Genomic DNA, 21,127 nt, shown 5'->3' with positions numbered 1-21,127 from the left:
AAACGACCGAACATGGGCCGAAAAAATGGCCCGTGAAGCCGGTCGGCGCTTCATCGGGCCATTCATTTACCGCATGTCGCCAGGTGGTTAGGTCTTCTTAATACAGACCGGCCTGTGTGTTCTTCGGTAGATCGCGGTCGTAACTTTCGCCGTCGAAGGGACCGCCGCTCAGGCGTTGATGCATGGCCCCCGGGCTCGGCAGGCATTCACGTGCGATCTGCGTTTCCCGATCCCAGAGGCGGGAGCGCACGATCGCCTTTGCGCAATGGAAATATGCGCGATCGATGGATACGACGATGGCCGTTTTCGGCAATCTGCCGTTCACTTCAAACCGTGAAAGCAACGCCGGATCCACGGAAATACGCGCACGGCCATTCACGCGCAACGTCTCGCCCACGCCGGGAATCAGGAAGAGCAGCGACACGCGCGGATCGGTCACGATGTTGCGCAGATTGTCGATACGGTTGTTGCCGGGGCGGTCCGGCACCACCAACGTACGTTCATCCAGAATCTGAACGAATCCGGCGGGATCGCCCTTCGGCGAGCAATCCGTGCCTTGCTCACCGACCGACGCCAGCACCACGAAGGGACAGGCTTTGACGAACGCCTGATAATCCTCGTTGAGGTAAGTCAATTCCTTCCAGATCGCGCGTTCGCCCGGCTCGCCGTAAAGCGCTTCGAGCTGTTCCACGCGGGTGACGTCGTGATTCATGTCGTGCCCTCATCCATGCCGACGCCCCGGGGGAGCCGTCGATGCGTCGGCGATCAAATTCGCCCGTTCGTGCCGGACCGGCGCTTCGTCGCGCCGGGGACGGACGGCTTCGGTTCAGTTGCCGGTCTTGCGATACAGCGCGAGACCGCCCGCGAGCGAGAACATCACCACCGCGCACGCGCGGTTCAGTCGCTTCAGGCCGCGCGCCGTCATCAGGCGAGCGGCTTGCACGCCGCCGGTCGCGTAAAGCGTCATCACCAGAATGTCCACGGCGGCGGACACGAGGGCGAGCACGGCATACTGCGGGGCGAGCGGCATCGACGTATCCACGAACTGCGGCAGAAACGCCGAGAAGAACAGCAGAATCTTCGGGTTGGTCAGCGCGACGCCGAAGCTGCGCAGAAACACGCGTTGCGCGCTCAGATCCGACTTGATGCGCACCTGACTCAAGTCTTGCGGATGGCTGCGCCACAGTTGGATCGCCAGCCAGACGAGATACGCCACGCCGACCCATTTGACGGTCGCGAACCATGTCGCCGATGCCGTAAGCAGGGCGCCGAGCCCCGCACCCACGGCCGCGACGACCAGCACATCCGAGAGCGCCGCACCGCACATGCCCACGAGCACCACGCGCCAGTTGCCCGAGATGCCGTTCGCGAGGGCGAGCAGCGTCGTGGGGCCGGGAATCAACCCGCCGATGAGTGCGGCGGTGGCGTAAATCGCGAGTGTGGACAGGTGCATGACGAGATACCGGTGAGGTGCGAAGTGGTGCGAAGCTGCCAGTTTTGCAGATACCGTCACCGGCAGCAAGCGCGCCCGGGAAACGTCGCGGCAACGCCCGCGACGAGGGGTTTCCCGATTCTCCCGACGCCCTCAGGCGAGGTGCGCGGCATACCCGGTTTTTCCGGGCGCGATCTCGTCTTTGAGCGTCAGGGCCGGAATGTCGTATTCGCCGAAGTTCTGACGACGAAAAGGAATCGGCGCTGCCGTGGCGAGCGAATCGAGCCGCTCACCGAGGGCGCGGGTGATGTTCCCGAACGACTCGGCATCGACACTCGACGTGCCGAAGGCGACGAAAGGCGGCAGCACGTCGAAGCCGGGGTAGAACAGCATGCCGTGCTGAATGGGGAACAACACGTCGTCGATCGGGCCGTTGATGCCGCGAGCGCTGTAATGCGAGGCCCAGCCGCCGGTCGTGACGACCAGCATCGCGCGCTTGCCCGACAGGGCGCCCTCGCCGTAGCGGTCGCCCCAGCGTGTCTCCGAATACTCGCCCACGCCATACCCGAAGCCGAAAGCGTACACGCGGTCGAACCAGCCTTTCATGATGGCCGGCATCGAGAACCACCAGAGCGGGAACTGAAAAATCACCGTGTCGGCCCAGCGCAGCTTTTCCTGCTCACGGGCAATGTCGGCGCGCTGCGTGCCGCTCTGAAACGCCCGCTTCGAGTCGAGCGACGCGTGAAACGGCTCGCTCGGGTCGCGTTGCGGCGCGTCGTGCGCGTCGATGGTGGTCTTCCATTGCATTGCGTACAGGTCCGAGACTTGCACGTGATGACCGGCCGCTTCCAGATGCTGCACGGTGAAGTCGCGCAACGCGCCGTTGAGCGAGCGCGGTTGCGGGTGGGCGTAAACGATCAGGACATTCATTTTCCAAAACTCCATCGCCATTCGGCGCATTCGATTCGAGGGGTTCGAAAGCAGATTAGGGGTATGCAAGGTATATTGGAAATGAATTCCTCATATGCCAGGTATAACGATGGTTAATTTGCGACGCCTCGATCTGAATCTGCTCGTCACCCTCGACGTGCTGCTCGCGGAGTTGAACGTCACGCGCGCCGCCGAGCGGTTACACATCTCGCAACCGGCGGTGAGCGTGCATTTGGCGAAGCTGAGGGATTTGCTCGATGACCCGCTGCTGTTGCCGGGGCCGCGCGGCATGCGTGCGACCGCGCGTGCGGCGGCGTTGCGAGAACCGCTGCGCGAGGCGCTCGAATCGCTCTCCCGCGCAGTGGCGCCCGCCGCGCCGTTCGACCCGGCGAACGCCGAACTGACCTGGCGCATCGCCGCCACCGATTACACCGAATCGACCATCGTGCTGCCGCTGCTTCAGCGACTGCTGGCGCAGGCGCCGAAGACACGTCTGGCCGTGCTGGATCTCGAACCGTCGCGGCTCGAACGGCAGGCAGAGCGGGGCGCTGTCGACGTCATCTTCCACACGACGGAAAACGCCCCGCAAGGGCTGCATCGCAAGGCGCTGTTTACCGAGCGCTATGTGCTGGTCGGACGGCGCGGGCATCCGAAGTTCCGGCGACGCCCCACGCTCAGGCAGTTCTGCGAACTCGACCACGCGATCGTCTCGCAGGACGGCGGCGGTTTTCACGCGAGCACGGACGACGCGCTCGCCGCGCTCGGCATGTCGCGTCGGGTCGTGTTCTCGGTGCCCCATTTTCTGTTTCTGCGCTCGGCGCTGGCCAACACCGATCTTGTCGCCATGGCCCCCGAGCGCCTTGTGCGCGACGACCCCGCATTGCAGATCGCGCCGGCGCCCGTCGACCTTCCGGGTTTCGAAATCTCCATGTACTGGCACGAGCGCGTGCACCGCGATCCGGCGCATCGCTGGTTGCGCCAGAGTATCGTGGGCGTGGTTTGACGTCGCATCGCGTCGCGTCCCGCTGCGCTGCGTTGCGATGGCGCTCAGTTAGGCAGGATCAATGAGGCAGGGTCAATGAGGCAGGATCAGCAAGGAAGGCGCAGCGTGCGGCGCTCGTAGTCACGCGATCCCATTTCCGCCAGCCGGCTGATCGTGCGCGACAGATCGCGCCAGTCGCTCAGCGCGTCCAGCGCGGGAATGAGCGGGGCGTCGGACGCGATCAGCAACGTGCGCTGACGGTCGTAGCAGATATCGATGAGCCAGACGAAGCGTTGCAGCGTGTCCGGGCGGCGCAATAGCTCGACGTGCAGGTCGTCGACGATCAGCGTCTGCCATTGCTCGGCCAGGCTGAGGTAGTCCAGATGGGAGCGATGCGCCACGCATAACGCACTGAAGTCCGTCCACAGCACGCGATCGCCCGCGCTGTGCGCGTTCAGCGCGCGGCCCGCGATGACCACCCCGGTCGGCCCGGACGCCGGCCGTCCTTCCAACTCGGCATAGCGGCTCGGCAAGATGCCGCGCCCGGCGTCGAGCGGCGCAATCCACCGGGCCATCTCCGCCGTCTCCCCACCCATGCGGTAGTCGGTCGCGCCGTCGAAGTGGACGATGGCGAAGCGTTGCAGGATGCGCGTGATCGTCGGCTCGAAACGCGCGTGATACTCGGGATCGGGCAACAGGTGTTGCGGCGCGTAGTTCGACGTCAGCACCAGGCGTACGCCGCGCGCGAGGGCGATGTCCAGGAAGCGTCCGATGAGAAAGGCGTCGGCAATATCGTGGACGTGGAATTCGTCGAAGCACACAAGTGCCACGCTGCCGAGCCAGCGATTCGCTACCGCCGCAAGGCGATCGTCGCACGTCGGCTCACGCACCCACTGACGATGAATGTCGCGCAGGAATTCGTGAAAGTGCACGCGGCGTTTCTCGCCCACGGCAACGTGGAAGGCGGCGTCCACGACGAGACTCTTGCCGCGCCCGGGCAGGCCGTAGCAATACACGCCGTCGTGAGTCGGTCCGTCGGGAGATGGACGCGACTCGCCCGACGTGGCGTGCGCCGAGAGCCCCGAGATTGCGGCGATGGCGTCTCGCTGACGAAGGTCGGGGGTGATGTGGCGCGCGGCCAGCGCTTGCGTGATGCGCGCGGCGTCGATCATGAAAGCAAAACTCCGGAAAACTGAAGCCGACATCCTGCGAAGCCGTCTTGCCGGCCAACGAGCGCCACTATACCGGGGCGCCGCAATCCCGGCCAATGCGGAATTCCGCACGCGGCTATCGCATTTCGGCATCGCACAGCTTGCGCGCCTGGAGCGCTTTAGTCACTTTGGACGCCTTGGACGTACGCAGATTGCTGCTAAAATGCCGCGAAGGCCGATGCTGCCTGCCGCTCGCACCCTGTCGGGGAATGGTGAAAGCATCGCAGGTCGCGCATGTCCGTCCCGTTCGTCAGGTGACGCGCGTCAGCAATGCGGGCACTGATCGAATGCGTCGCCACTGAACGCTATTAAGGATGGCCAACATGCGAACCTATCTCGACGCCAAAATCATGGCGAAGTCCCTGCGCGAACGTCTCGCGCGCGAGGGCATCGACATCTCCCACGCTCAGGCACTCGAATCCGTTGCTGCACAATTCGGCTTCGCGGACTGGAACGTGCTCGCTGCCAAGGTTGCCTCTGCGGCGGCCGACGGCATCGTGTTCGACACCGTCGCGCCGATTCACCGGATCTTCGACGAGGCGAAGGCGCGCGAATTCTACGTCGACTTCCTCGGCTTTCGACTCGATTGGGAGCACCGCTTCGCCGACGGGATGCCGCTGTACTGTCAGGTCTCGCGCGCGGGCATGACATTGCATCTGTCCGGTCATTTCGGCGATGCCAGCCCGGGTGCGACCACGTTCGTCTTCATGCGCGGTGTCGAAGCGTATCAGCGCGAACTGTCCGGCAAACGTTATCCGAACATGAACCCCGGCATCGAGGCGCTCGACTGGGGCAAGCAGATGACGGTCACGGATCCGTTCAATAACCATATCCGCTTCTGCGAATCGGTCGACTGATCGCGTCGCGTCGGAAAATCGTCGGCCGTCGCCGGACATGGCACAGGGTGGCGGCGGATGCGCTAACTTAGCGGGTCCGCGAATGTCCGCGTCCCGATAGAGGAAGTCCGGTATGTCCCCATCGTTCGATCCGGCGCGCTATTTTCAGCGCATCGGTTACACCGGCCCGCGTGAAGCGACACGCGATGTCCTGCGTGCCGTGCATGCTTTGCATCCGCTCGCGATTCCCTTCGAGAACCTCGATCCGATTCGCGCAAAGCCGGTCAACGTCGATCTGCCGTCGGTCGTCGGCAAACTGGTGGACGCCGGACGCGGCGGCTATTGCTTCGAGCAGAACACGTTGTTCGCGAGCGCGCTGACGCATCTGGGTTTCAACGTCACACCGCTCATCGGGCGCGTTGCGTGGGGCCGCACGTTCACCGTCGAAGCACCGCTCACGCATATGCTGCTGCGCGTCGAACTCGACGGCGAGTCTTGGCTCGTGGATGTCGGCTTCGGCTCGGTGACACTAAGCGCGCCGTTGCGATTGGGGACGTCGCAAGAACAACCCACGCCGCTCGAAATCTTTCATCTGGAGCCGATCCGCGCCGGCCATGACGACGCAATCATCGAATACCGCCTGAGCGTGAAATCCGCACAGGCCTGGCTGCCGATCTACCGTTTCACGCCCCGGCCCGCCGAGTGGATCGACTACAAACTCGCGAATTGGTACACGTCCACCGCACCCGAATCGATCTTCACCCATCATCTGATGGCGTGCCGGCTACTGCCGCAAGCGCAGGGCCGTCTGGCGTTGTTCGATACGACGCTCATCGAACGCGGACCGAAGGGCGACGTGACGGCGCAGACGCCGATGACCTGCGCATCGCAACTCGCCGACGTGCTGGCGGGGCGTTTCGGTCTCAACCTCGCCGACGTGGATACCGACGAGTTGTTCGAGCGGGCGGTTGCGGGTGCCGCCAAGCCGGTCGTTCGCTGAGCGCTGCCGCATCGAAGGCGGAAGGGCCGCGCAGACGAAGGACTGTCTGCACGGCCCGGCGTGCCTTTGGCTTCCCTCCATCGCGCTTGCAATCTCACGATAGAGGAGCAGTGGGTCAGTGGGTCAGTGTGCTGACGTCGTGCCCGGCCACATCCGAACACCCAGCGCACCGAGTGCGGCCAGCGTGGAGAGCGCGGCTACGCCCGTCCATCCCCAGTGGGCCAGGGCCTGCGAGCCGAGCACCGAGCCGACCGACATGCCGATGAACACGCAGACGAACAGCACCGCATTCAACCGGCTACGCGCCGCAGGCTCGATTCCGTACACGATGGTTTGATGGGAAATCAGCGCGACCTGCACGCCCAGATCGAAACCGATGGCGCCCAGACCGATCAGCCACAGTTGCGCATGCGGGGTCAGCATCGGGGCAAACAGCATGGCCGCGAACGAGACGGCGACCATCGCGGCACCCAGACGTGTTACGACCTGCGGTCCCTTCTTGTCCGCAATACGCCCGGCAATCGGCGCACCCAGTGCCCCCGCCGCGCCCGCCAGGCCGAAGGCGCCAGCCGCCGCGGCGCCGAGATGGAAGGGGGCTTCGTGCAGCATCACGGCCAACGTCGACCAGAACGCGCTGAAGCCGACCGACAACAAGCCTTGTGCGAGCGCTGCTCGCCGCAATGCCGGATGCCGACGCCACAGACTCGCGACCGACCCGATCAGTTGGCGGTAGGTCATTTGCGTCGTCGGATGGAACGACGGCAGACTGCGCCACGCCACCCCGCCGAAACCCGCCACACTGACGGCGGCAACCACGTACATCGCCCGCCAGCCAAAGTGCTGCGCGACGAAACCCGACACCACCCGCGAGAGCAGAATGCCCAGCAGCAGGCCGGTCATGACGGTGCCCACTACTCGTCCCCGGATCGATTCGGGAGCAAGTGTGGCGGCCGCCGGCACGATGTCCTGCGCCATGGTCGCCGTCAGACCGATCGCGAGACTGGCGACCAGCAATGTGCCGATGCCCGGCGAGAACGCCGCGAGCAGCAGCGCGAGCGTCAGAATCGCCCCCTTGATCAGCACGATGCGACGACGGTCGATGATGTCGCCCATCGGCACGAGCAGCAGAATGCCGAGCGCGTAACCGAGTTGCGTGAGCGTCGGCACCCAGCCGACGGTCGTATTGGCCGCATGGATGTCGTCGGTCATGATGCCGAGCATCGGCTGTGCGTAATACAGCGAAGCGACCGTAAGGCCGGTGCCCGTGGCCAGCAGCAGGATCAACCGGGCCGACAGCTCCGGCTGAGGCCGTGCCGGGGTGGCCGGATGGGAAAGGTGTGCGGAACGCATGAGGCGAGGCTCCAGTAGGAAAGTTCGTGGCGTAGTGTCTCGCTTGGTGCGGTGCAGCGGTAGACCTATAATCCGTACAACCTTTATACGTGCGACGTATGACAGAGCCCCTCGACCCTCCCCATCCCACGCCAGGTGCATCGCTCGCCCGCGCGACCGGCGCCGACCGCGTCGAGCTGATGCAGACCTTCGTGCGCATCGTGGAGTCCGGCAGCCTCTCGGCGGCTGCGGCGCTGCTCGGCACCACGCAACCGACGGTGAGCCGACGTCTGCAAATGCTGGAGCGGTCGCTGGGGTTGCGACTGCTCCAGCGTTCCACGCATCGCATGAAGCTGACGGAAGACGGCGAGCGCTGCTTTGCGAGGGCGAAGGAGCTTGTGACGAGTTGGGAGGCGTTCGAAGCCGATTTGCGGGGCACGGGCGACGAGCCCGAGGGTACGTTGCGCGTCCATGTGCCGCATGCATTCGGGCAGGACATGATGGTCGGGCCGCTCGCCGATTTCCTGGCGCGCTACACGGGCATGAAAGTGCACTGGTTCTTGCAGGACCGTGAGCCGGACTTCATTGCCGAGGGCGTCGATTGCGCGATTCACGTCGGGGAGTTGCAGGATCCGTCGAACGTGGCGATTCTGCTCACCGACGTGCCGCGCATCGTGGTCGCATCCCCGGCGCTGTTGCGCGCACGCGCCATGCCGGACCATCCGTCGGACCTGACGACGCTGCCGTGGCTCGCCCTCACCACTTTCTACCGGACCGAACTCACGCTCACGCATCGCCAGACGCATGAATCGACGCGCATCACATTCGACCCGCGCATGAGCACCGACAACCTGTTCGCATTGCGCAGCGCCGCATTGCGAGGGCTGGGGGTGGGTGTCGCGTCGGCGTGGGTGATGGCCGAAGACATCTCGCGCGGGCGTCTGATTCAGTTGGTGCCGCAATGGCGCTCGACGGCGTTGCCGATGTACATCATCTATCCATACGCCAAGTATTACCCCGCGCGTCTGCGCCGGTTCGTCGAGGCGATGCGCATCGCGATTCCCGCCGTCATCGACGAAGAGCAGCGCAAGATCCGGTGAGGCGGCACGTGTCGGCGGCGTCCGTGCGTCACTTCCACTGCAGGCGACCGGCTTTGCCTTGCAGCAGCGCGTCGTTGCGATGCGCGGCGTCGCGCAGGTAATCCCACAGCACCGTAATACGCTTGAGCGTGCGCAATTCCTCGTGGCAGTAAATCCAGAAGCTGCGCGTGACGAGCACATCGTCGACCAGCAGGGGCACGAGCCGGGCGTCCTGCGCCGCCATGAAGCAGGGCAGAATCGCCAGCGCCTCGCCCTGTAACGCCGCCTGATACTGCGCAATCACGCTCGTGCTGCGCAGCACCACGTTGCATCCGGGCACGATGTCTTCCAGATAGCGTAGTTCGTTGCTGAAGGCGAGTTCGTCGACATAGCTGATGAAGCGGCGTCCGGCGAGATCGGCGAAGGTGCTGACCTCGCCGTATTGGGCGAGATAGCCCGGTGTCGCGTAAAGCTGCAAGCGGTAGTCGCACAACTTGCTGCACACATACGGCCCGCGCTGCGGCCGCTCGATGGTGATGGCCAGATCGGCCTCGCGTTTGGACAGACTGACGAAGCGCGGCACCGGCAGCACATCGAAATCGATGGCGGGGTATTCGCGTTGAAAGCGTGAGAGCACCGGCGTGACGAAATAGGTGCCGAACGCCTCGGTCGAGCCGATGCGCACGTGGCCCGAGAGCGTTTGCCCCAGACCTGCGACCTGCTCACAGGCCGATTGCAGCGCCGTCTCCATCTGCTCGGCGTGAACGAGCAACTGCTGGCCCTCCGGCGTGAGCGCGAAGCCCGCGTTGCGCGATTTGTCGAACAGCAGCGTGCCGAGCGCTTGCTCCAGCGCCCGCACGCGTCGTGAAACGGTCGTGTGATCGACCCCCAGACGCTGCGCCGCAGCACTGACCCGCTGCGTTCGCGCCACTTCCAGAAAGTACCGAAGGTCGTCCCAGTCGGGCCGGGGCTCCGTGCCCGGACTTCGGGCCGCAATGCCTGCCTGTCCCGTCGGACGTGCTGCGCCGGTGCGTGCCATGCGCCGTCTCCTATGTGTATTTATGCACAAAGTAGATGCAGCGATGCGCTATGTAAAGCAAATTCGCACAAATACAATTTATGAGCGCCGCGCATAGACGTCGGCGGAAAAAACATAAGACAAGGAACATAAGACAAGGCGATCGGCAAACGATCGATCGAGACCTCAAGGAGACAAATGCAATGAAGATCAAGCCGTGGCTGCTCGCGCTGGGACTCGGCGCGGGTTTGGGATTGTCGTGCACCGGGGCGTTTGCGCAATTGCCGGAGCGTCCCGTGAAGGTGGGCGTGCTCACCGATATGTCGGGGACATATTCCGCCATGGGCGGCGCAGGGTCGGTCGTGGCGGCCCAAATGGCCATCGACGACTGTCTGGCTGCGCAATGCAAGGGCATGAAGATCCAGTTGGTCTCCGCCGACAACCAGAACAAGGCCGATGTCGCCGCCAACAAGGCGCGCGAATGGTTCGATCGCGACAACGTCGATGCGATTGCCGATCTGACCAATTCCGCCGCCGCGCTCGCCGTGCAGAAACTCGCGATGGACAAGCAGCGCGTGGTGCTGTTCTCCGGGCCCGCGACCACGCGCCTGACGAACGAAGACTGCTCTCCCACCGGCTTTCACTGGATGTTCGACACGTACTCGCAATCGGCGGCCACGGCGCGCGCGGTTGTGGGCGACGGCGGCAAATCCTGGTACTTCATCACCGTCGACTATGCCTTCGGGCACTCGCTGGAGAGAGACGCCGCCGATATCGTCAAGACGCTCGGCGGCGCGGTCGCCGGCCAGTCGCGGCACCCGCTCAACGCGTCCGACTACGCGTCGTTCCTGTTGCAGGCGCAAAGCTCGAAGGCGCAAGTCGTGGCCCTTGCCAATGGCGGACAAGACACCGTCAACGCGCTCAAGCAGGCGCGCGAGTTCGGCATCGTGCAAGGCGGGCAGAAGCTGGCGGCGCTGCTGGTGTTCCTGTCGGACGTTCACGCCCTCGGGCTGAATACCTCGCAGGGTCTGCTGTTCACCGACGGTTTCTACTGGGACTTCGACGACGCGTCGCGCCAGTGGTCCGATCGTTTCCAGAAGAAGTACAAGAACCTGAAGCCGACGATGGTGCAGGCGGGCGTGTATTCCAGCGTGCTGCACTACCTGCGCTCGGTCGCCGCCGCGAAATCGGTCGACGCGAAGGTCGTTGCGCAAAAAATGCGTGAATTGCCGATTCGCGATCCGATCATGCATAACGCGTCGATTCGCGCGGACGGACGCGTGATTCACGACATGTATCTGTTCCGCGTGAAGTCGCCCGCCGAGTCCAAAGGCCCGTGGGATTACTACACTAAAGTGGCCACCGTCCCCGCGACGGAAGCCTTCCAGCCGCTGTCGAAATCGACCTGTTCGCTCGTGAAGACGAGCGCGGCGGCGAGGTAAATCGGCCCCGCATTCTGCCATCCGCATTTTTTCATCCGAGTGCTTTCACCCGTATTCGTTTCGATCTGGAGAGCGTGCCATGTCCCTACCTACCATTCCGTTGCTCATCGACGGCAAGCGTGTTGAATCGAAGACGTCGCAGTGGCGTGACGTCGTGAACCCGGCAACGCAGGAAGTCGTCGCGCGCGTGCCGTTTGCGACGACCGAAGAACTCGACGCGGCGGTGGCGTCGGCGAAGGCCGCCTACAAGTCGTGGCGCAACACGTCGCAAGCCAATCGCATGCGCGTGATGCTGCGCTTTCAGCAATTGCTGCGCGATCACACCGGCGAGCTTGCCGAACTGATTACGCGCGAACACGGCAAGACGTTGCCCGACGCCGAAGGCGAAGTCGGACGCGGCCTCGAAGTCGTCGAACATGCCTGTTCGATTGCGTCGCTGCAACTCGGGGAGTATGCACAGAATGCCGCCGGTGGCGTCGACGTCTACACGCTCATCGAACCGCTCGGTGTGTGCGCCGGCATTACCGCGTTCAACTTCCCGGTGATGCTGCCGTGCTTCATGTTCCCGCTCGCCGTGGCCACGGGCAATACGTTCGTGCTCAAGCCGTCGGAGCAGGATCCGAGCGCGTCGTTGCGGCTCGCGGAACTCGCGCTCGAAGCGGGGTTGCCCCCGGGCGTCCTCAACGTCGTGCACGGTGGCCCGGAGATTGCCAACGCCATTTGCGACCATCCGGATATCAAGGCCGTGTCGTTCATCGGCTCGACTCACGTCGGCACGCACATCTATCGTCGCGCATCGGAGGCGGGCAAGCGTTGTCAGGCAATGATGGGCGCGAAAAACCACTGTGTGATCCTGCCCGATGCGGATCGCGAGCAAGCCATCAACCATCTGCTCGGCGCCGCCTTCGGCGCGGCAGGGCAGCGCTGCATGGCGACGTCGGTGGCGGTGCTCGTGGGGGAAGCCCGCGAGTGGGTGCCGGAACTGGTCCAGCGCGCACGTGCGCTCAAGGTGGGCCCGGGCACGGATCGCAAGGCGGATGTCGGCCCGCTGGTGTCGAAGCAGGCGCGCGCACGCGTGGAAAAACTCATCGGCGCCGGCGTGGAAGAGGGCGCGAAGCTGCTGCTCGACGGGCGCGGTCATGCGGTGAAGGAAGCGCCGGAAGGCAACTTCGTCGGCCCGACCATCTTCGACGGCGTGACGGCCGACATGTCGATCTATCGCGACGAAATCTTCGGACCGGTGTTGTGCATGACGGGGGCAGACACGCTCGATGAGGCGATTGCCTTCGTCAACGCGAATCCGAACGGTAACGGTGTGGCGCTGTTCACGCAGGACGGCGGCGCGGCGCGTCAGTTCCAGAACGAAATCGACGTCGGACAGGTCGGCATCAACCTGCCGATTCCGGTGCCGGTCGCATGGTTCAGCTTCACGGGCTCGCGCGCGTCGAAGCTTGGCGATCTGGGGCCGAACGGCAAACAGGCGATTCTCTTCTGGACGCAGACGAAAACCGTCACGGCCCGCTGGCAGGCGCGCGGCACCGGCCCGGCGGGGGTGAACACCACAATCACGCTGAAGTAACGCGCGTCCCCCTCACAACAGATGACGGCAGATTGCGCATTTCGGAGACGGAAGATGGCTACGGAAACTCAACAAGGGGCGTTGCGTGTCGCTTTCATCGGCCTGGGCAATATGGGCGGGCCGATGGCGGCGAATCTCGTGAAGGCCGGGCACGCGGTGCGCGGCTTCGACTTGTCCGGCGATGCGGTGGCGCGGCTCGCGGCGGCGGGCGGTAAGGCGGCGACATCGATTGCCGACGCCGTGCGCGAGGCGCAGGTGGTCATCACGATGCTGCCGGCGGGCGAACACGTGCTCGCCGCTTACGACGGCCCGCAAGGCGTGCTCGCCAACGCGGCGCCGGACGCCGTGCTCATCGACAGCAGCACGGTGCCGCCGGAGATCCCGCGCCAGTTGGCCAGGATCGCCCGCCCGGGCACGTTGTTGCTCGACGCGCCGGTCTCGGGCGGCACGGCCGGCGCGGCGGCCGGCACGCTGACGTTCATGGTCGGTGGCGACGCAGCGCTGGTCGAGCGCATGCGTGCGCTGCTGGGCAACATGGGGCGGGCGATTCATCACGGCGGCCCGCTCGGCGCCGGTCAGACGCTCAAGCTGTGCAACAACATGCTGCTCGGCATTCTGATGGCGGGTACGAGCGAGGCGTTGCGTCTGGGGATTGCCAACGGACTCGATCCGAAGGTGCTGTCGGCGGTGATGCAGCAAAGCTCCGGGCGCAACTGGACGCTGGAGGTCTACAACCCCTGTCCCGGCGTGATGGAGAATGTGGCGTCGTCGCGCGGGTACACCGGCGGCTTCGCCACGGACCTGATGGCCAAGGACCTGCGGCTGGCGCACGGTGCGGCGCAGTCGAGCGGTGTGGCCACGCCGCTGGGCGATCTGGCGCGCCGGATCTTCGAAGTGCATCGTGCCAACGGTCATGGCGGACTCGACTTTTCGAGCATCTTCCAGGATCCGGTGACGCTCGCGCAGGCGCTGGATGTGAAGTAGGCGGCGGACCTCACGCCCGCCGGATCGCACCCGGCGGGCGTCGTGCCATCGACTTGCCGCTGTTCCGTTACCGGCGATGAGGCGACGCGACGATTTGATGCAGTTTGTCCGCCGGGCGGGCCGTAGCCGTTTCAATGGCGCGAATATCGGCGTATCATCCGGCCCCAACGGCTACCCCCGCAGCCGGTTTCCCAGCGCTCGCGAGCGCCTTCGTCATCATGATCGTCCGCCCCAATCTGCATTGGCTGCGCATGCTATTCGTCGTGCGCGGCTCGATCTTGCCCAAGATCGCTCCGCAGCTCATTTTCACCACGATCATCTCGATTGCCGTCACGCTCGCGCACGGGCGCATCTTCGAATGGAAGATTCCGCTCACGTTCATTCCGTTCTCGCTGATCGGCATCACGCTCGCGATCTTTCTCGGTTTTCGTAACACCACGAGCTACGCCCGCTACTGGGAAGCGCGCATGCTCTGGGGCAGCGTGCTCAACGAGACGCGCGCGCTGTCGCGTCAGTCGATGACGCTCGTCTCGGACACCGCCGATTCGCCGCGTTTCGTCGCCTATCTGATCGCCTTCGTACACGGCATGCGCCATCAGTTGCGCGGCACCGACCCACGCGCGGACTTCGAGCGTCTGCTCGACAAGGAGGACGTGGCGTGCCTCACGCGCAAGCAGTTCAAGCCGATCATGATCCTCCTGATGGCGGGCGAATGGCTGCGCGAGCGCCGTATGCGCGCCCAGATCGACGCGCCGCTGGCACAGGTCATGGAGATGCATCTGGACCGTCTGGGGGAGGCCATCGGAGGCTGCGAGCGCATTGCGACAACGCCGATCCCCTTTACATATGGCGTGATCCTGCACCGGGTGACGTATCTCTACAGCCTGTTGCTGCCGTTCGGGCTGGTCGACTCCATCGGCCCCATGACGCCGGTGATCGTGGCCTTCATCTCATACACGTTCTTCGCGCTGGAAGCGGTGAGCGCCGAGATCGAGGAGCCGTTCGGGCTGGAGCCGAACGATCTGGCGCTCGACGCCATGTCCGAGACCATCGAGCAGTCGCTGCGTGAAATTCTCCACCGTCAGCACACGGCGCAGATGCGCGCTCGCGAGCACCACATCATTACCTGATACTTTGATACTAAAGTCCTTGCTTTAGTTTTTGTCGCGACTATACTCAAGTACATGCTTGACCATGACGACACCCTCGATCTGACCTTCCAGGCATTGGCCGACGCCTCTCGCCGGGCGATGCTCGTGCGTCTGGCGCAGGGACCGGCATCGGTGAGTGCGCTTGCGCAACCGCTGTCGATGTCGTTGCAGGCGGTCATGCAGCATCTGTCCGTGTTGGAAAACGCGGGGCTGGTGCGAACGGAAAAGGCCGGGCGTGTGCGCACGTGCCGGATCGAACCTCAGGCGCTGAGCCTTGCCGAGCAATGGATCAACCAGCGCCGTCACGAGTGGGCGGGTCATCTCGACCGATTGGGCGAGTATCTGGCCAGCCTGCCGCCCGAAGGAGACCTTCATGACGACCGTCAGTGAAACCGAGACCGGCACGCCGCGCAGCGTCGTACACGCGACCTTTCGTATCGAACGTCAGTACCCGGCGTCGCCGGCGCGTGTGTTCCGTGCGCTGGTGGAGCGCGAGGCCAAGGACCGATGGTTCGCGCGTGGCGAAGGACTCACGCTCGTCGAGCGCACGATGGACGTGCGTCCCGGCGGACGCGAGACGGCGAAAGGCAAGTGGCCGACCGGCGTCGTGTCGAGTTTCGATGCGCGTTACTACGACGTCGTGCCCGATACCCGTCTTGTCTACGCCTACGAAATGCATCTCGATGCGCGCAAGATTTCGGTATCGCTCGCCACCATCGATCTCAGGGCGCGCGATGGCGGCACGCATCTCGTCATGACCGAACAGGGCGCGTTTCTGGACGGTTACGACGACGCCGGCGCACGCGAGCACGGCACGAATTTCCTGCTCGACGCCCTCGGTGCCTCACTGACCGATTAAGCGTCCCGTCGCGGCGTTTCCTCTGATGTGACGCTGCGGTCCGCCGCTCATCGTCGGTTCAGGCCGACGGGGGCGGCGTTTTCATTTTTGATGACGCGCCGGACGGCACCCATGTGGTGCGCTCGATTCCCATCAAACCGCGCAATAGTTCCTCGACAAATATCGCGTTTTTCATCGCACGGGCGAGTTCTAGACTTCCTTCCATCGACGGCGCAATGCAAAACAAAGTCGTCGCAACTAGACAGGAGTTATCAACATGAACCGCAAGAACATCGCTATCGCCCTGATCGCCGCTGTTGCCTCGCTGGGTGCTGTGGCCAGCAACGCTGCCGAGAACGGTAACAACTACCCCGACGTCGCTTCGCAAGGTCAACCGGCCACGCGTGCCGCAGTGCTGGCCGATCTGGCGAAGGCCCGTGCCAACGGTCTGATCCAGCAAGGCGACAACGCCTACCCCGTGTATGTGGCCTCGGGCGCGAGCAAGACCCGCGCCGAAGTGACGACGGAGCTGGCGCAGGCCCGTGCCGAAGGCCTGTTGGCCGAGAACGACACCGACTACCCGGTCGCCGCCGTTGCGCAAGACTCGAAGGTGTCGCGTGCCGACGTCAGGCAGGAACTGGCCCGCGCCCGCGCTGCCGGTCAACTGGACGAGTTCCAAGGCAGCTGATCGTCGGCTTGCCGCCATACGATAAAAAGCCGTCCCGAGCGTGAAGCCCGGGACGGCTTTTTCGTCGTTGCGATCCGGCAATGACGCCGTCTTGCATCACGCCTTCATGAAACGCAGTGCGATGCGGGCGAGCTTCGGTACGAATGTCGGGCGCAGCAGACGCTTGTCGTAACCGTCCATGCGTCGCGCGTCTTCCTCCAGACACAGCAGGATCAGATCGCGTGGCTTGAGCGATTCGCCGATATCGGCGGTGCCGGTCGCGGGAAAGTTCGCGTCGCGCGCCACGCCGTCGGTGTCGATGCCGCGTGCGATCGCCATGCGATCCCAGATCAGCGTGACCCAGACGGCGGCCACGCGCGCGTAGAACCACGGGCGCTTCCAGCGCGGGAGCGTTCGCCGGTACCAGGCGACCCAGTTCGCAAAGAACAGGATGTGACGCGCTTCCTCCTGAATCACCGGCTCGAAGGTCTCGACCAGCGCTTCAGGGAAATAGCCGGAGCGCTGCGCCGAGCGGAACAGACCGAAGGCGACGAAACTGTCGATGCACTCGCTGAAGCCCGTTTTCATCCACGCCCATTCGGCGTCTTTGGGCGGCGGGTAGGGCGGCTCCTCGGCGAGTTCGATGCCGTAGGCTTGCACCAGTTTGGAGAGCACGACTTTGTGTCGCGCCTCTTCGTCGCCGTCCATGACGAGCGCTTCGCGCAGCAACGGGTCCTGAACCGTTGCCGCATAAGTCGCGACGCGAATGGACGCGCGACCCTCCGTCTGCACGGCAATGTCCCAGATGGGCAGCGCAGTCAGGCGTTTGAGGGCGTCGGGCGGCAACGTCGGCCACTCGATGACGGACGGCTTGTAGGGGTTGTGAGACTCCAGCAGCATGCGGCAGAACATGCGTTTGTGGGAGTCCGAACCAATTTTCACGGGGCCATCGACATCGTACTGCCAATGGCGCATGACATGGTCGGCCTCTGCCACGGCTGCCGCTAACGTCTCGGACATCTGGTCGGGATATCGCATACGGTATGGGTCATGTCGGCGTCGGCAAAAATCATACCATTTGCGATACGCACGCGTCGTGTAGACGGGGGGAAGATCCCTGTCGGCGGCGCGCGTTCGGCAGCAGGTGCGCGGCGGGCATCATCACCGCCCGGCGGGCAGTGGTCTGTGGTCGTGAGGTATTGGGAAATGTGTTGGAGGACGTGGCAGGCAGGTGCGGTGCAACGCCGAAATATTTGGTAATTGTTGCGGGGCATGCAACGCAGGTATTCGCACGATGCGCTACATCGCGCGCGCAGACGTGGCTAGACTGTAGAACCGCTGTCGCAGTTTTTGCAGCTACCTTGCACTGGACACATCATGTCGCTGACCCTTGAGCAACTCTTTCCGCAGCATCGTCCCGAAGGTGAAGCCGTGGCTACGGCTCTCGACAGTCACGCTGTCGTACAGGCGCTCTCGCTCGCCGTCGCCGATCATCCGCTCGCCCTGCTGCGCATGATGTACCCGGCCACCGATGCGAACACGCACCGCAGCCGCGACGAGCTCACGGAAGTGCTGCACCGTCACGGGCTGCATCAGGTCGCCGGTCTGATCGAAGAAGAATCGCCGTATCTGATGTTCACATCGGCCGAGCACGCGCATCTCACGCTCGTCGAAATCCGTCGTTACTCGGCAGCCATCGCCGTGCATCTTTACTATCGCGGGCTGGCGGGTGTGGATGCCGAAACGCGCCTGCGCGCCGATGCGCAAGTGCCCGTCGACGGCCACTTCAAGCCGTTCGACTGATCGCGCACGCGCCGGCAAGATCGGGTTTGCTGGCGCTGCGCGGGTGTTGCGATCGGCGTTCCCTATCGCCGCGACAGGGAACGCCGGGGGTCAGGCGCGGCGATCGTGCGCCGAGTCGTTCGTGCGTGCCTGCGCCTGCGATGTCGCCTGCGCGTTGGTGTCGGCGTTGGCTGGCGCAGCGGGGCTGTCGGGCGCACGGTCGCCGTCCCACCCGAAAGTGACCTGACGTTGCGCGCGGCGCGTGGCACGCTCGCGCGCCATCTGTTCCTCGAACTGACGCCGCCCTTCCTTCGCTGTGGCGATCATCTTGTTGCGATCCTGATAGGAGGGAAACATTTCGTCCGTCAATTGCACATTGGCACGTCGGAACGCCATCGTCGCCTCGCGCGCTTCGGCGGCCGGCCATCCGAGGGCTTCGAGCACCGAGCGCGCACTGCGCAGCGACGACTCGAAGACCTCGCGTTCGATGTGCTGTACGCCACGCTCACGCAACTGGAACAAGTGTCCGACATTGCGTGCTCTGGCCACGATCGGCACATCGGGGAAGTGCTCGCGCATCAGGTCGACGATTTCAAGCGACTGATCGATGTCGTCCACGGCGACGACGACCGCACGGGCGTTCGCGACGCCGGCGATACGCAGCAGGTCGAGGCGCGTTGCATCGCCATAGAACACCCGGAAGCCGAACTGACGCAGGCTCTCGATGGTGTCGGGATCGTGATCGAGCACCGTGACCGATACGCCTTGCGGCACCAGCGCACGACCGACAATCTGCCCATACCGCCCGAATCCGCAAATCACCACATTCGCCGACTGAGGCTCCGAAATTTCCTCCATGCGAGGCGATCCCTTCACGCTGTAGCGCGGCAGCAGCCACTTGTCGATGGCGACGAGCAGCAGCGGCGAGATCAGCATCGACAACGCCACGGCGCCGATGAGGAACGACGACACCGCCGCAGGCAAGACTTGCGGTCCTGCCGACTGGAACACCACGAACGCGAATTCGCCGCCTTGCGCGAGCAGCAGCGTGAAGATGGGCCGCTCCTGATACGGCAGTTGCATGAGCCGGGACAGACTGTAAATCGCCAGTCCCTTGAGCGCCATGAAGCCCGCGACGACCGCGATCATGCGCAGCGGTTGCGCGAGCAGCACGCCGAAGTCGATGCTCATGCCCACGGCGATGAAGAACAAGCCGAGCAGCAAGCCCTTGAACGGCTCGATGTCGGTCTCGAGCTCGCGACGGTACTCGCTCTCGGCGAGCAGCACACCGGCGAGGAACGCGCCGAGCGCCATCGAAAGACCGACCAGCTGCATCAACGTCGCAATGGCGACGACCAGCAGCAGCGACGCCGCCGTGAAGATCTCCGGCGTCTTGCTGTTGGCGATCCAGCGCAACAGCGGGCGCAACGCCAGCCGGCCACCGAGAATGATGGCGGCGATCACGCCGACGATCTTCAGGGCTTCGAGCGCGCGGGTGGTGCCCGTCATCGTGTGACTGTCGAGGGAGTTCGCGAGCAGCGGGAGCAACGCCAGAATCGGAATGGCGGCGACGTCCTGAAACAGCAGGATCGAGAAGCCTGCCTGACCGCTGGCGGTGGCGAGCATGTTGCGCTCGGCCATCACCTGCAACGCGATCGCGGTGGACGACAGTGCCAGACCCAGCGCTGCGACGAGGGCGATGCGCCACGGTGCGCCCAGCGCGAACCCGGCCGCGAAGAGCAGCACGGCACAGCCGACGACCTGCGCCGAGCCCCAGCCGAAGATCGGTCGTCGCAAGCTCCACAGACGTCGCGGCTCAAGTTCGAGACCTACGAGAAACAGCATGAGCACCACGCCGAATTCGGCGAAGTGCAGCACGTCTTCGACACGGGCGACCAGCCCCAACCCCCACGGACCGATCGCGATTCCGGCGGCGAGGTAGCCGATGATCGCGCCAAGACCGAGCGCGCGTGACAGCGGCACGACGATGACGGCGGCCGCCAGATAGATCAGACTGGCAAGCAACCAGGACGGCACGTGTTCCATCAGGCGGCCCTCCCGGCGGTGGTGTCGGCGTCGGATGCGTCGCCCGTCGCGCCGAGCGGACGGTCCGTCGACGGAATGGCCTGACACTCGGGCGCATCCGCCATCGCAATTAGTTCCGGCCATTGGGGGTAAGTCGCAAGGCGTCCCGCGAAGTCGCTCACATGAGTGTCGAGCGCGGCGGCGTCGCAGCGGTGCGCGCCGTAGAGCACGTGCGGCGGCAGGAAGCGCATGCCGCACAGGTGCGCCGTTTGTTCGTACGGGGGCAGGAAGGCGGCGAACTCGTGCTGGTTGTAGCCCTCCGGGCGATAGCTCTCCAGCGGGCCGCCGGTGCTGGCGACCAGCCAGAGGTCTTTGTTGGCGAGGGCATGACCGTCGTGTCCGTAGGCCCAGCCCCACGACAGGACTTCGTCGAACCAGAGCTTTTGCAGCGGCGGCATGCTGTACCAGTAGATCGGATGAACCAGGACGATCAGGTCGGCGCGCGCCACGCGCTGCTGCTCGGCGGCGACGTCGATGCTGAAGTCGGGATAGGTCGAATAGAGATCGTTGACGTCGACACCGTCGATGCCGCGTGCGGCGTCGAGCAGGCGGCGGTTGACGCGTGAGTCGCGCCAGCGCGGATGCGCCACGATGACATAGACGGCACGCTGCGGAGCACCCTCGCGGGTGTCCTGCGCGGCGTGCTTGAGACGGGTGGAGGCAGGGGCTGTCATGCGGGGGAGGATACTCCATTCGTATGGCGCCCTGCATCGGCGTGTCGGGGGCGAAGGGGGCACGGTCGCGTCGTCGCGCCCATCGCCGTGCGTTAAAGACTCGGCTGG

Annotated in this window: 21 protein-coding genes and 1 pseudogene; 13 read left to right on the top strand and 9 right to left on the bottom strand. The window is 64.5% G+C overall.

The genetic code is table 11. The features are described from left to right. Positions 1 to 97: 97 nt before the first annotated feature. The 3 genes from PAN31108_RS10270 to PAN31108_RS10260 all read right to left on the bottom strand — a co-directional run bounded on the left by PAN31108_RS10270 (position 98) and on the right by PAN31108_RS10260 (position 2,362). Positions 98 to 712 carry a pyridoxamine 5'-phosphate oxidase family protein gene (locus PAN31108_RS10270; RefSeq protein WP_150668747.1) on the bottom strand — a complete coding sequence of 205 codons (615 nt, stop codon included), beginning with the start codon at positions 710 to 712 and terminating at the stop codon, positions 98 to 100. 114 nt (positions 713 to 826) lie between these two features. Continuing rightward, complete coding sequence (locus tag PAN31108_RS10265; RefSeq protein WP_150668746.1) at positions 827 to 1,453, bottom strand: LysE family translocator; 627 nt, start codon at positions 1,451 to 1,453, stop codon at positions 827 to 829. Between the two features lie 132 nt (positions 1,454 to 1,585). Beyond that, a complete protein-coding gene (locus PAN31108_RS10260; protein WP_150668745.1) occupies positions 1,586 to 2,362 on the bottom strand; it encodes an NAD(P)H-dependent oxidoreductase in 777 nt (258 codons plus the stop codon). A 109-nt stretch (positions 2,363 to 2,471) separates the two neighbouring features. Between PAN31108_RS10260 and PAN31108_RS10255 the strand changes: the two genes are divergently transcribed. Next, positions 2,472 to 3,365, top strand: a complete 894-nt coding sequence (locus PAN31108_RS10255; protein ID WP_150668744.1) for a LysR family transcriptional regulator — start codon at positions 2,472 to 2,474, stop codon at positions 3,363 to 3,365. 86 nt (positions 3,366 to 3,451) lie between these two features. Here PAN31108_RS10255 and zapE read toward each other — a convergent pair whose 3' ends face one another. Next, on the bottom strand, positions 3,452 to 4,516 hold the full coding sequence (zapE, locus tag PAN31108_RS10250) for a cell division protein ZapE (RefSeq protein WP_150668743.1): 1,065 nt from the start codon (positions 4,514 to 4,516) through the stop codon (positions 3,452 to 3,454). Between zapE and PAN31108_RS10245 the strand changes: the two genes are divergently transcribed. From PAN31108_RS10245 to PAN31108_RS10235, 3 genes are all read left to right on the top strand, one after another. Further along, entirely contained in the window at positions 4,515 to 4,838 is a 324-nt protein-coding gene (locus PAN31108_RS10245; RefSeq protein ID WP_150668742.1) for a hypothetical protein, read from the top strand. The two genes, zapE and PAN31108_RS10245, sit on opposite strands and share 2 nt — an antisense overlap. Positions 4,839 to 4,878: 40 nt before the next feature. Further along, complete coding sequence (locus PAN31108_RS10240; RefSeq protein WP_150668741.1) at positions 4,879 to 5,412, top strand: glyoxalase superfamily protein; 534 nt, start codon at positions 4,879 to 4,881, stop codon at positions 5,410 to 5,412. A gap of 112 nt (positions 5,413 to 5,524) precedes the next feature. Beyond that, positions 5,525 to 6,391, top strand: coding sequence for an arylamine N-acetyltransferase family protein (locus PAN31108_RS10235; protein ID WP_150668740.1), 867 nt, complete (start codon positions 5,525 to 5,527; stop codon positions 6,389 to 6,391). A gap of 123 nt (positions 6,392 to 6,514) precedes the next feature. Here PAN31108_RS10235 and PAN31108_RS10230 read toward each other — a convergent pair whose 3' ends face one another. Next, positions 6,515 to 7,741 carry an MFS transporter gene (locus PAN31108_RS10230; RefSeq protein WP_150668739.1) on the bottom strand — a complete coding sequence of 409 codons (1,227 nt, stop codon included), beginning with the start codon at positions 7,739 to 7,741 and terminating at the stop codon, positions 6,515 to 6,517. Positions 7,742 to 7,839: 98 nt separating this feature from the next. Here PAN31108_RS10230 and PAN31108_RS10225 point away from each other — a divergent pair, with 98 nt between their 5' ends. Continuing rightward, entirely contained in the window at positions 7,840 to 8,820 is a 981-nt protein-coding gene (locus PAN31108_RS10225) for a LysR family transcriptional regulator (protein WP_150668738.1), read from the top strand. A 28-nt stretch (positions 8,821 to 8,848) separates the two neighbouring features. On the opposite strand, the gene PAN31108_RS10220 is transcribed toward PAN31108_RS10225, so the two are convergent. Beyond that, a complete protein-coding gene (locus PAN31108_RS10220; RefSeq protein WP_150668737.1) occupies positions 8,849 to 9,838 on the bottom strand; it encodes a LysR family transcriptional regulator in 990 nt (329 codons plus the stop codon). 182 nt (positions 9,839 to 10,020) lie between these two features. On the opposite strand from PAN31108_RS10220, the gene PAN31108_RS10215 reads away from it, so the two are divergent. From PAN31108_RS10215 to PAN31108_RS10185, 7 genes and pseudogenes are all read left to right on the top strand, one after another. After that, the gene (locus PAN31108_RS10215) at positions 10,021 to 11,259 is read left to right on the top strand and encodes an ABC transporter substrate-binding protein (protein WP_174994916.1); all 1,239 of its coding nucleotides are present in this window, start codon (positions 10,021 to 10,023) and stop codon (positions 11,257 to 11,259) included. Between the two features lie 79 nt (positions 11,260 to 11,338). Beyond that, positions 11,339 to 12,838, top strand: a complete 1,500-nt coding sequence (locus PAN31108_RS10210) for a CoA-acylating methylmalonate-semialdehyde dehydrogenase (RefSeq protein ID WP_150668736.1) — start codon at positions 11,339 to 11,341, stop codon at positions 12,836 to 12,838. 54 nt (positions 12,839 to 12,892) lie between these two features. After that, positions 12,893 to 13,822 (top strand): 3-hydroxyisobutyrate dehydrogenase, encoded by a 930-nt coding sequence (mmsB, locus tag PAN31108_RS10205; RefSeq protein WP_150668735.1) that lies wholly within the window; start codon positions 12,893 to 12,895, stop codon positions 13,820 to 13,822. Between the two features lie 218 nt (positions 13,823 to 14,040). After that, positions 14,041 to 14,952, top strand: coding sequence for a bestrophin family protein (locus PAN31108_RS10200; RefSeq protein ID WP_150668734.1), 912 nt, complete (start codon positions 14,041 to 14,043; stop codon positions 14,950 to 14,952). A 54-nt stretch (positions 14,953 to 15,006) separates the two neighbouring features. Beyond that, positions 15,007 to 15,363, top strand: coding sequence for an ArsR/SmtB family transcription factor (locus PAN31108_RS10195; RefSeq protein ID WP_150668733.1), 357 nt, complete (start codon positions 15,007 to 15,009; stop codon positions 15,361 to 15,363). 19 nt (positions 15,364 to 15,382) lie between these two features. Further along, positions 15,383 to 15,832: pseudogene (locus PAN31108_RS10190) on the top strand (SRPBCC family protein); the annotation flags it as partial. Between the two features lie 256 nt (positions 15,833 to 16,088). Beyond that, entirely contained in the window at positions 16,089 to 16,499 is a 411-nt protein-coding gene (locus PAN31108_RS10185; RefSeq protein WP_150668732.1) for a DUF4148 domain-containing protein, read from the top strand. A 96-nt stretch (positions 16,500 to 16,595) separates the two neighbouring features. Here the strand turns inward: PAN31108_RS10185 and PAN31108_RS10180 are convergent, their stop codons facing one another. Continuing rightward, the gene (locus tag PAN31108_RS10180; RefSeq protein ID WP_150668731.1) at positions 16,596 to 17,498 is read right to left on the bottom strand and encodes a ferritin-like domain-containing protein; all 903 of its coding nucleotides are present in this window, start codon (positions 17,496 to 17,498) and stop codon (positions 16,596 to 16,598) included. A gap of 357 nt (positions 17,499 to 17,855) precedes the next feature. Here PAN31108_RS10180 and PAN31108_RS10175 point away from each other — a divergent pair, with 357 nt between their 5' ends. After that, complete coding sequence (locus tag PAN31108_RS10175) at positions 17,856 to 18,281, top strand: hypothetical protein (protein ID WP_150668730.1); 426 nt, start codon at positions 17,856 to 17,858, stop codon at positions 18,279 to 18,281. A 90-nt stretch (positions 18,282 to 18,371) separates the two neighbouring features. On the opposite strand, the gene kefC is transcribed toward PAN31108_RS10175, so the two are convergent. Together kefC and kefF are read right to left on the bottom strand one after the other, a co-directional pair. After that, complete coding sequence (gene kefC / locus PAN31108_RS10170; protein WP_150668729.1) at positions 18,372 to 20,306, bottom strand: glutathione-regulated potassium-efflux system protein KefC; 1,935 nt, start codon at positions 20,304 to 20,306, stop codon at positions 18,372 to 18,374. Beyond that, positions 20,306 to 21,019 (bottom strand): glutathione-regulated potassium-efflux system oxidoreductase KefF, encoded by a 714-nt coding sequence (kefF, locus tag PAN31108_RS10165; protein ID WP_150668728.1) that lies wholly within the window; start codon positions 21,017 to 21,019, stop codon positions 20,306 to 20,308. Before kefF ends, kefC begins: the two co-directional genes overlap by 1 nt. Positions 21,020 to 21,127 lie beyond the last annotated feature (108 nt).

This window comes from Pandoraea anhela, assembly GCF_902459655.1.
GTDB lineage: Bacteria > Pseudomonadota > Gammaproteobacteria > Burkholderiales > Burkholderiaceae > Pandoraea > Pandoraea anhela.
Note: the sequence above shows the minus strand (reverse complement) of the source record. Positions and strands in the feature narration are given on the sequence as shown.

Coding starts and splice junctions, on each gene's coding strand:
- PAN31108_RS10270 (WP_150668747.1), bottom strand. CDS start 712: ATGAATCACGACGTCACCCGCGTGGAACAGCTCGAAGCGCTTTACGGC.
- PAN31108_RS10265 (WP_150668746.1), bottom strand. CDS start 1,453: ATGCACCTGTCCACACTCGCGATTTACGCCACCGCCGCACTCATCGGC.
- PAN31108_RS10260 (WP_150668745.1), bottom strand. CDS start 2,362: ATGAATGTCCTGATCGTTTACGCCCACCCGCAACCGCGCTCGCTCAAC.
- PAN31108_RS10255 (WP_150668744.1), top strand. CDS start 2,472: ATGGTTAATTTGCGACGCCTCGATCTGAATCTGCTCGTCACCCTCGAC.
- PAN31108_RS10245 (WP_150668742.1), top strand. CDS start 4,515: ATGAAAGCAAAACTCCGGAAAACTGAAGCCGACATCCTGCGAAGCCGT.
- zapE (WP_150668743.1), bottom strand. CDS start 4,516: ATGATCGACGCCGCGCGCATCACGCAAGCGCTGGCCGCGCGCCACATC.
- PAN31108_RS10240 (WP_150668741.1), top strand. CDS start 4,879: ATGCGAACCTATCTCGACGCCAAAATCATGGCGAAGTCCCTGCGCGAA.
- PAN31108_RS10235 (WP_150668740.1), top strand. CDS start 5,525: ATGTCCCCATCGTTCGATCCGGCGCGCTATTTTCAGCGCATCGGTTAC.
- PAN31108_RS10230 (WP_150668739.1), bottom strand. CDS start 7,741: ATGCGTTCCGCACACCTTTCCCATCCGGCCACCCCGGCACGGCCTCAG.
- PAN31108_RS10225 (WP_150668738.1), top strand. CDS start 7,840: ATGACAGAGCCCCTCGACCCTCCCCATCCCACGCCAGGTGCATCGCTC.
- PAN31108_RS10220 (WP_150668737.1), bottom strand. CDS start 9,838: ATGGCACGCACCGGCGCAGCACGTCCGACGGGACAGGCAGGCATTGCG.
- PAN31108_RS10215 (WP_174994916.1), top strand. CDS start 10,021: ATGAAGATCAAGCCGTGGCTGCTCGCGCTGGGACTCGGCGCGGGTTTG.
- PAN31108_RS10210 (WP_150668736.1), top strand. CDS start 11,339: ATGTCCCTACCTACCATTCCGTTGCTCATCGACGGCAAGCGTGTTGAA.
- mmsB (WP_150668735.1), top strand. CDS start 12,893: ATGGCTACGGAAACTCAACAAGGGGCGTTGCGTGTCGCTTTCATCGGC.
- PAN31108_RS10200 (WP_150668734.1), top strand. CDS start 14,041: ATGATCGTCCGCCCCAATCTGCATTGGCTGCGCATGCTATTCGTCGTG.
- PAN31108_RS10195 (WP_150668733.1), top strand. CDS start 15,007: ATGCTTGACCATGACGACACCCTCGATCTGACCTTCCAGGCATTGGCC.
- PAN31108_RS10185 (WP_150668732.1), top strand. CDS start 16,089: ATGAACCGCAAGAACATCGCTATCGCCCTGATCGCCGCTGTTGCCTCG.
- PAN31108_RS10180 (WP_150668731.1), bottom strand. CDS start 17,498: ATGTCCGAGACGTTAGCGGCAGCCGTGGCAGAGGCCGACCATGTCATG.
- PAN31108_RS10175 (WP_150668730.1), top strand. CDS start 17,856: ATGTCGCTGACCCTTGAGCAACTCTTTCCGCAGCATCGTCCCGAAGGT.
- kefC (WP_150668729.1), bottom strand. CDS start 20,306: ATGGAACACGTGCCGTCCTGGTTGCTTGCCAGTCTGATCTATCTGGCG.
- kefF (WP_150668728.1), bottom strand. CDS start 21,019: ATGACAGCCCCTGCCTCCACCCGTCTCAAGCACGCCGCGCAGGACACC.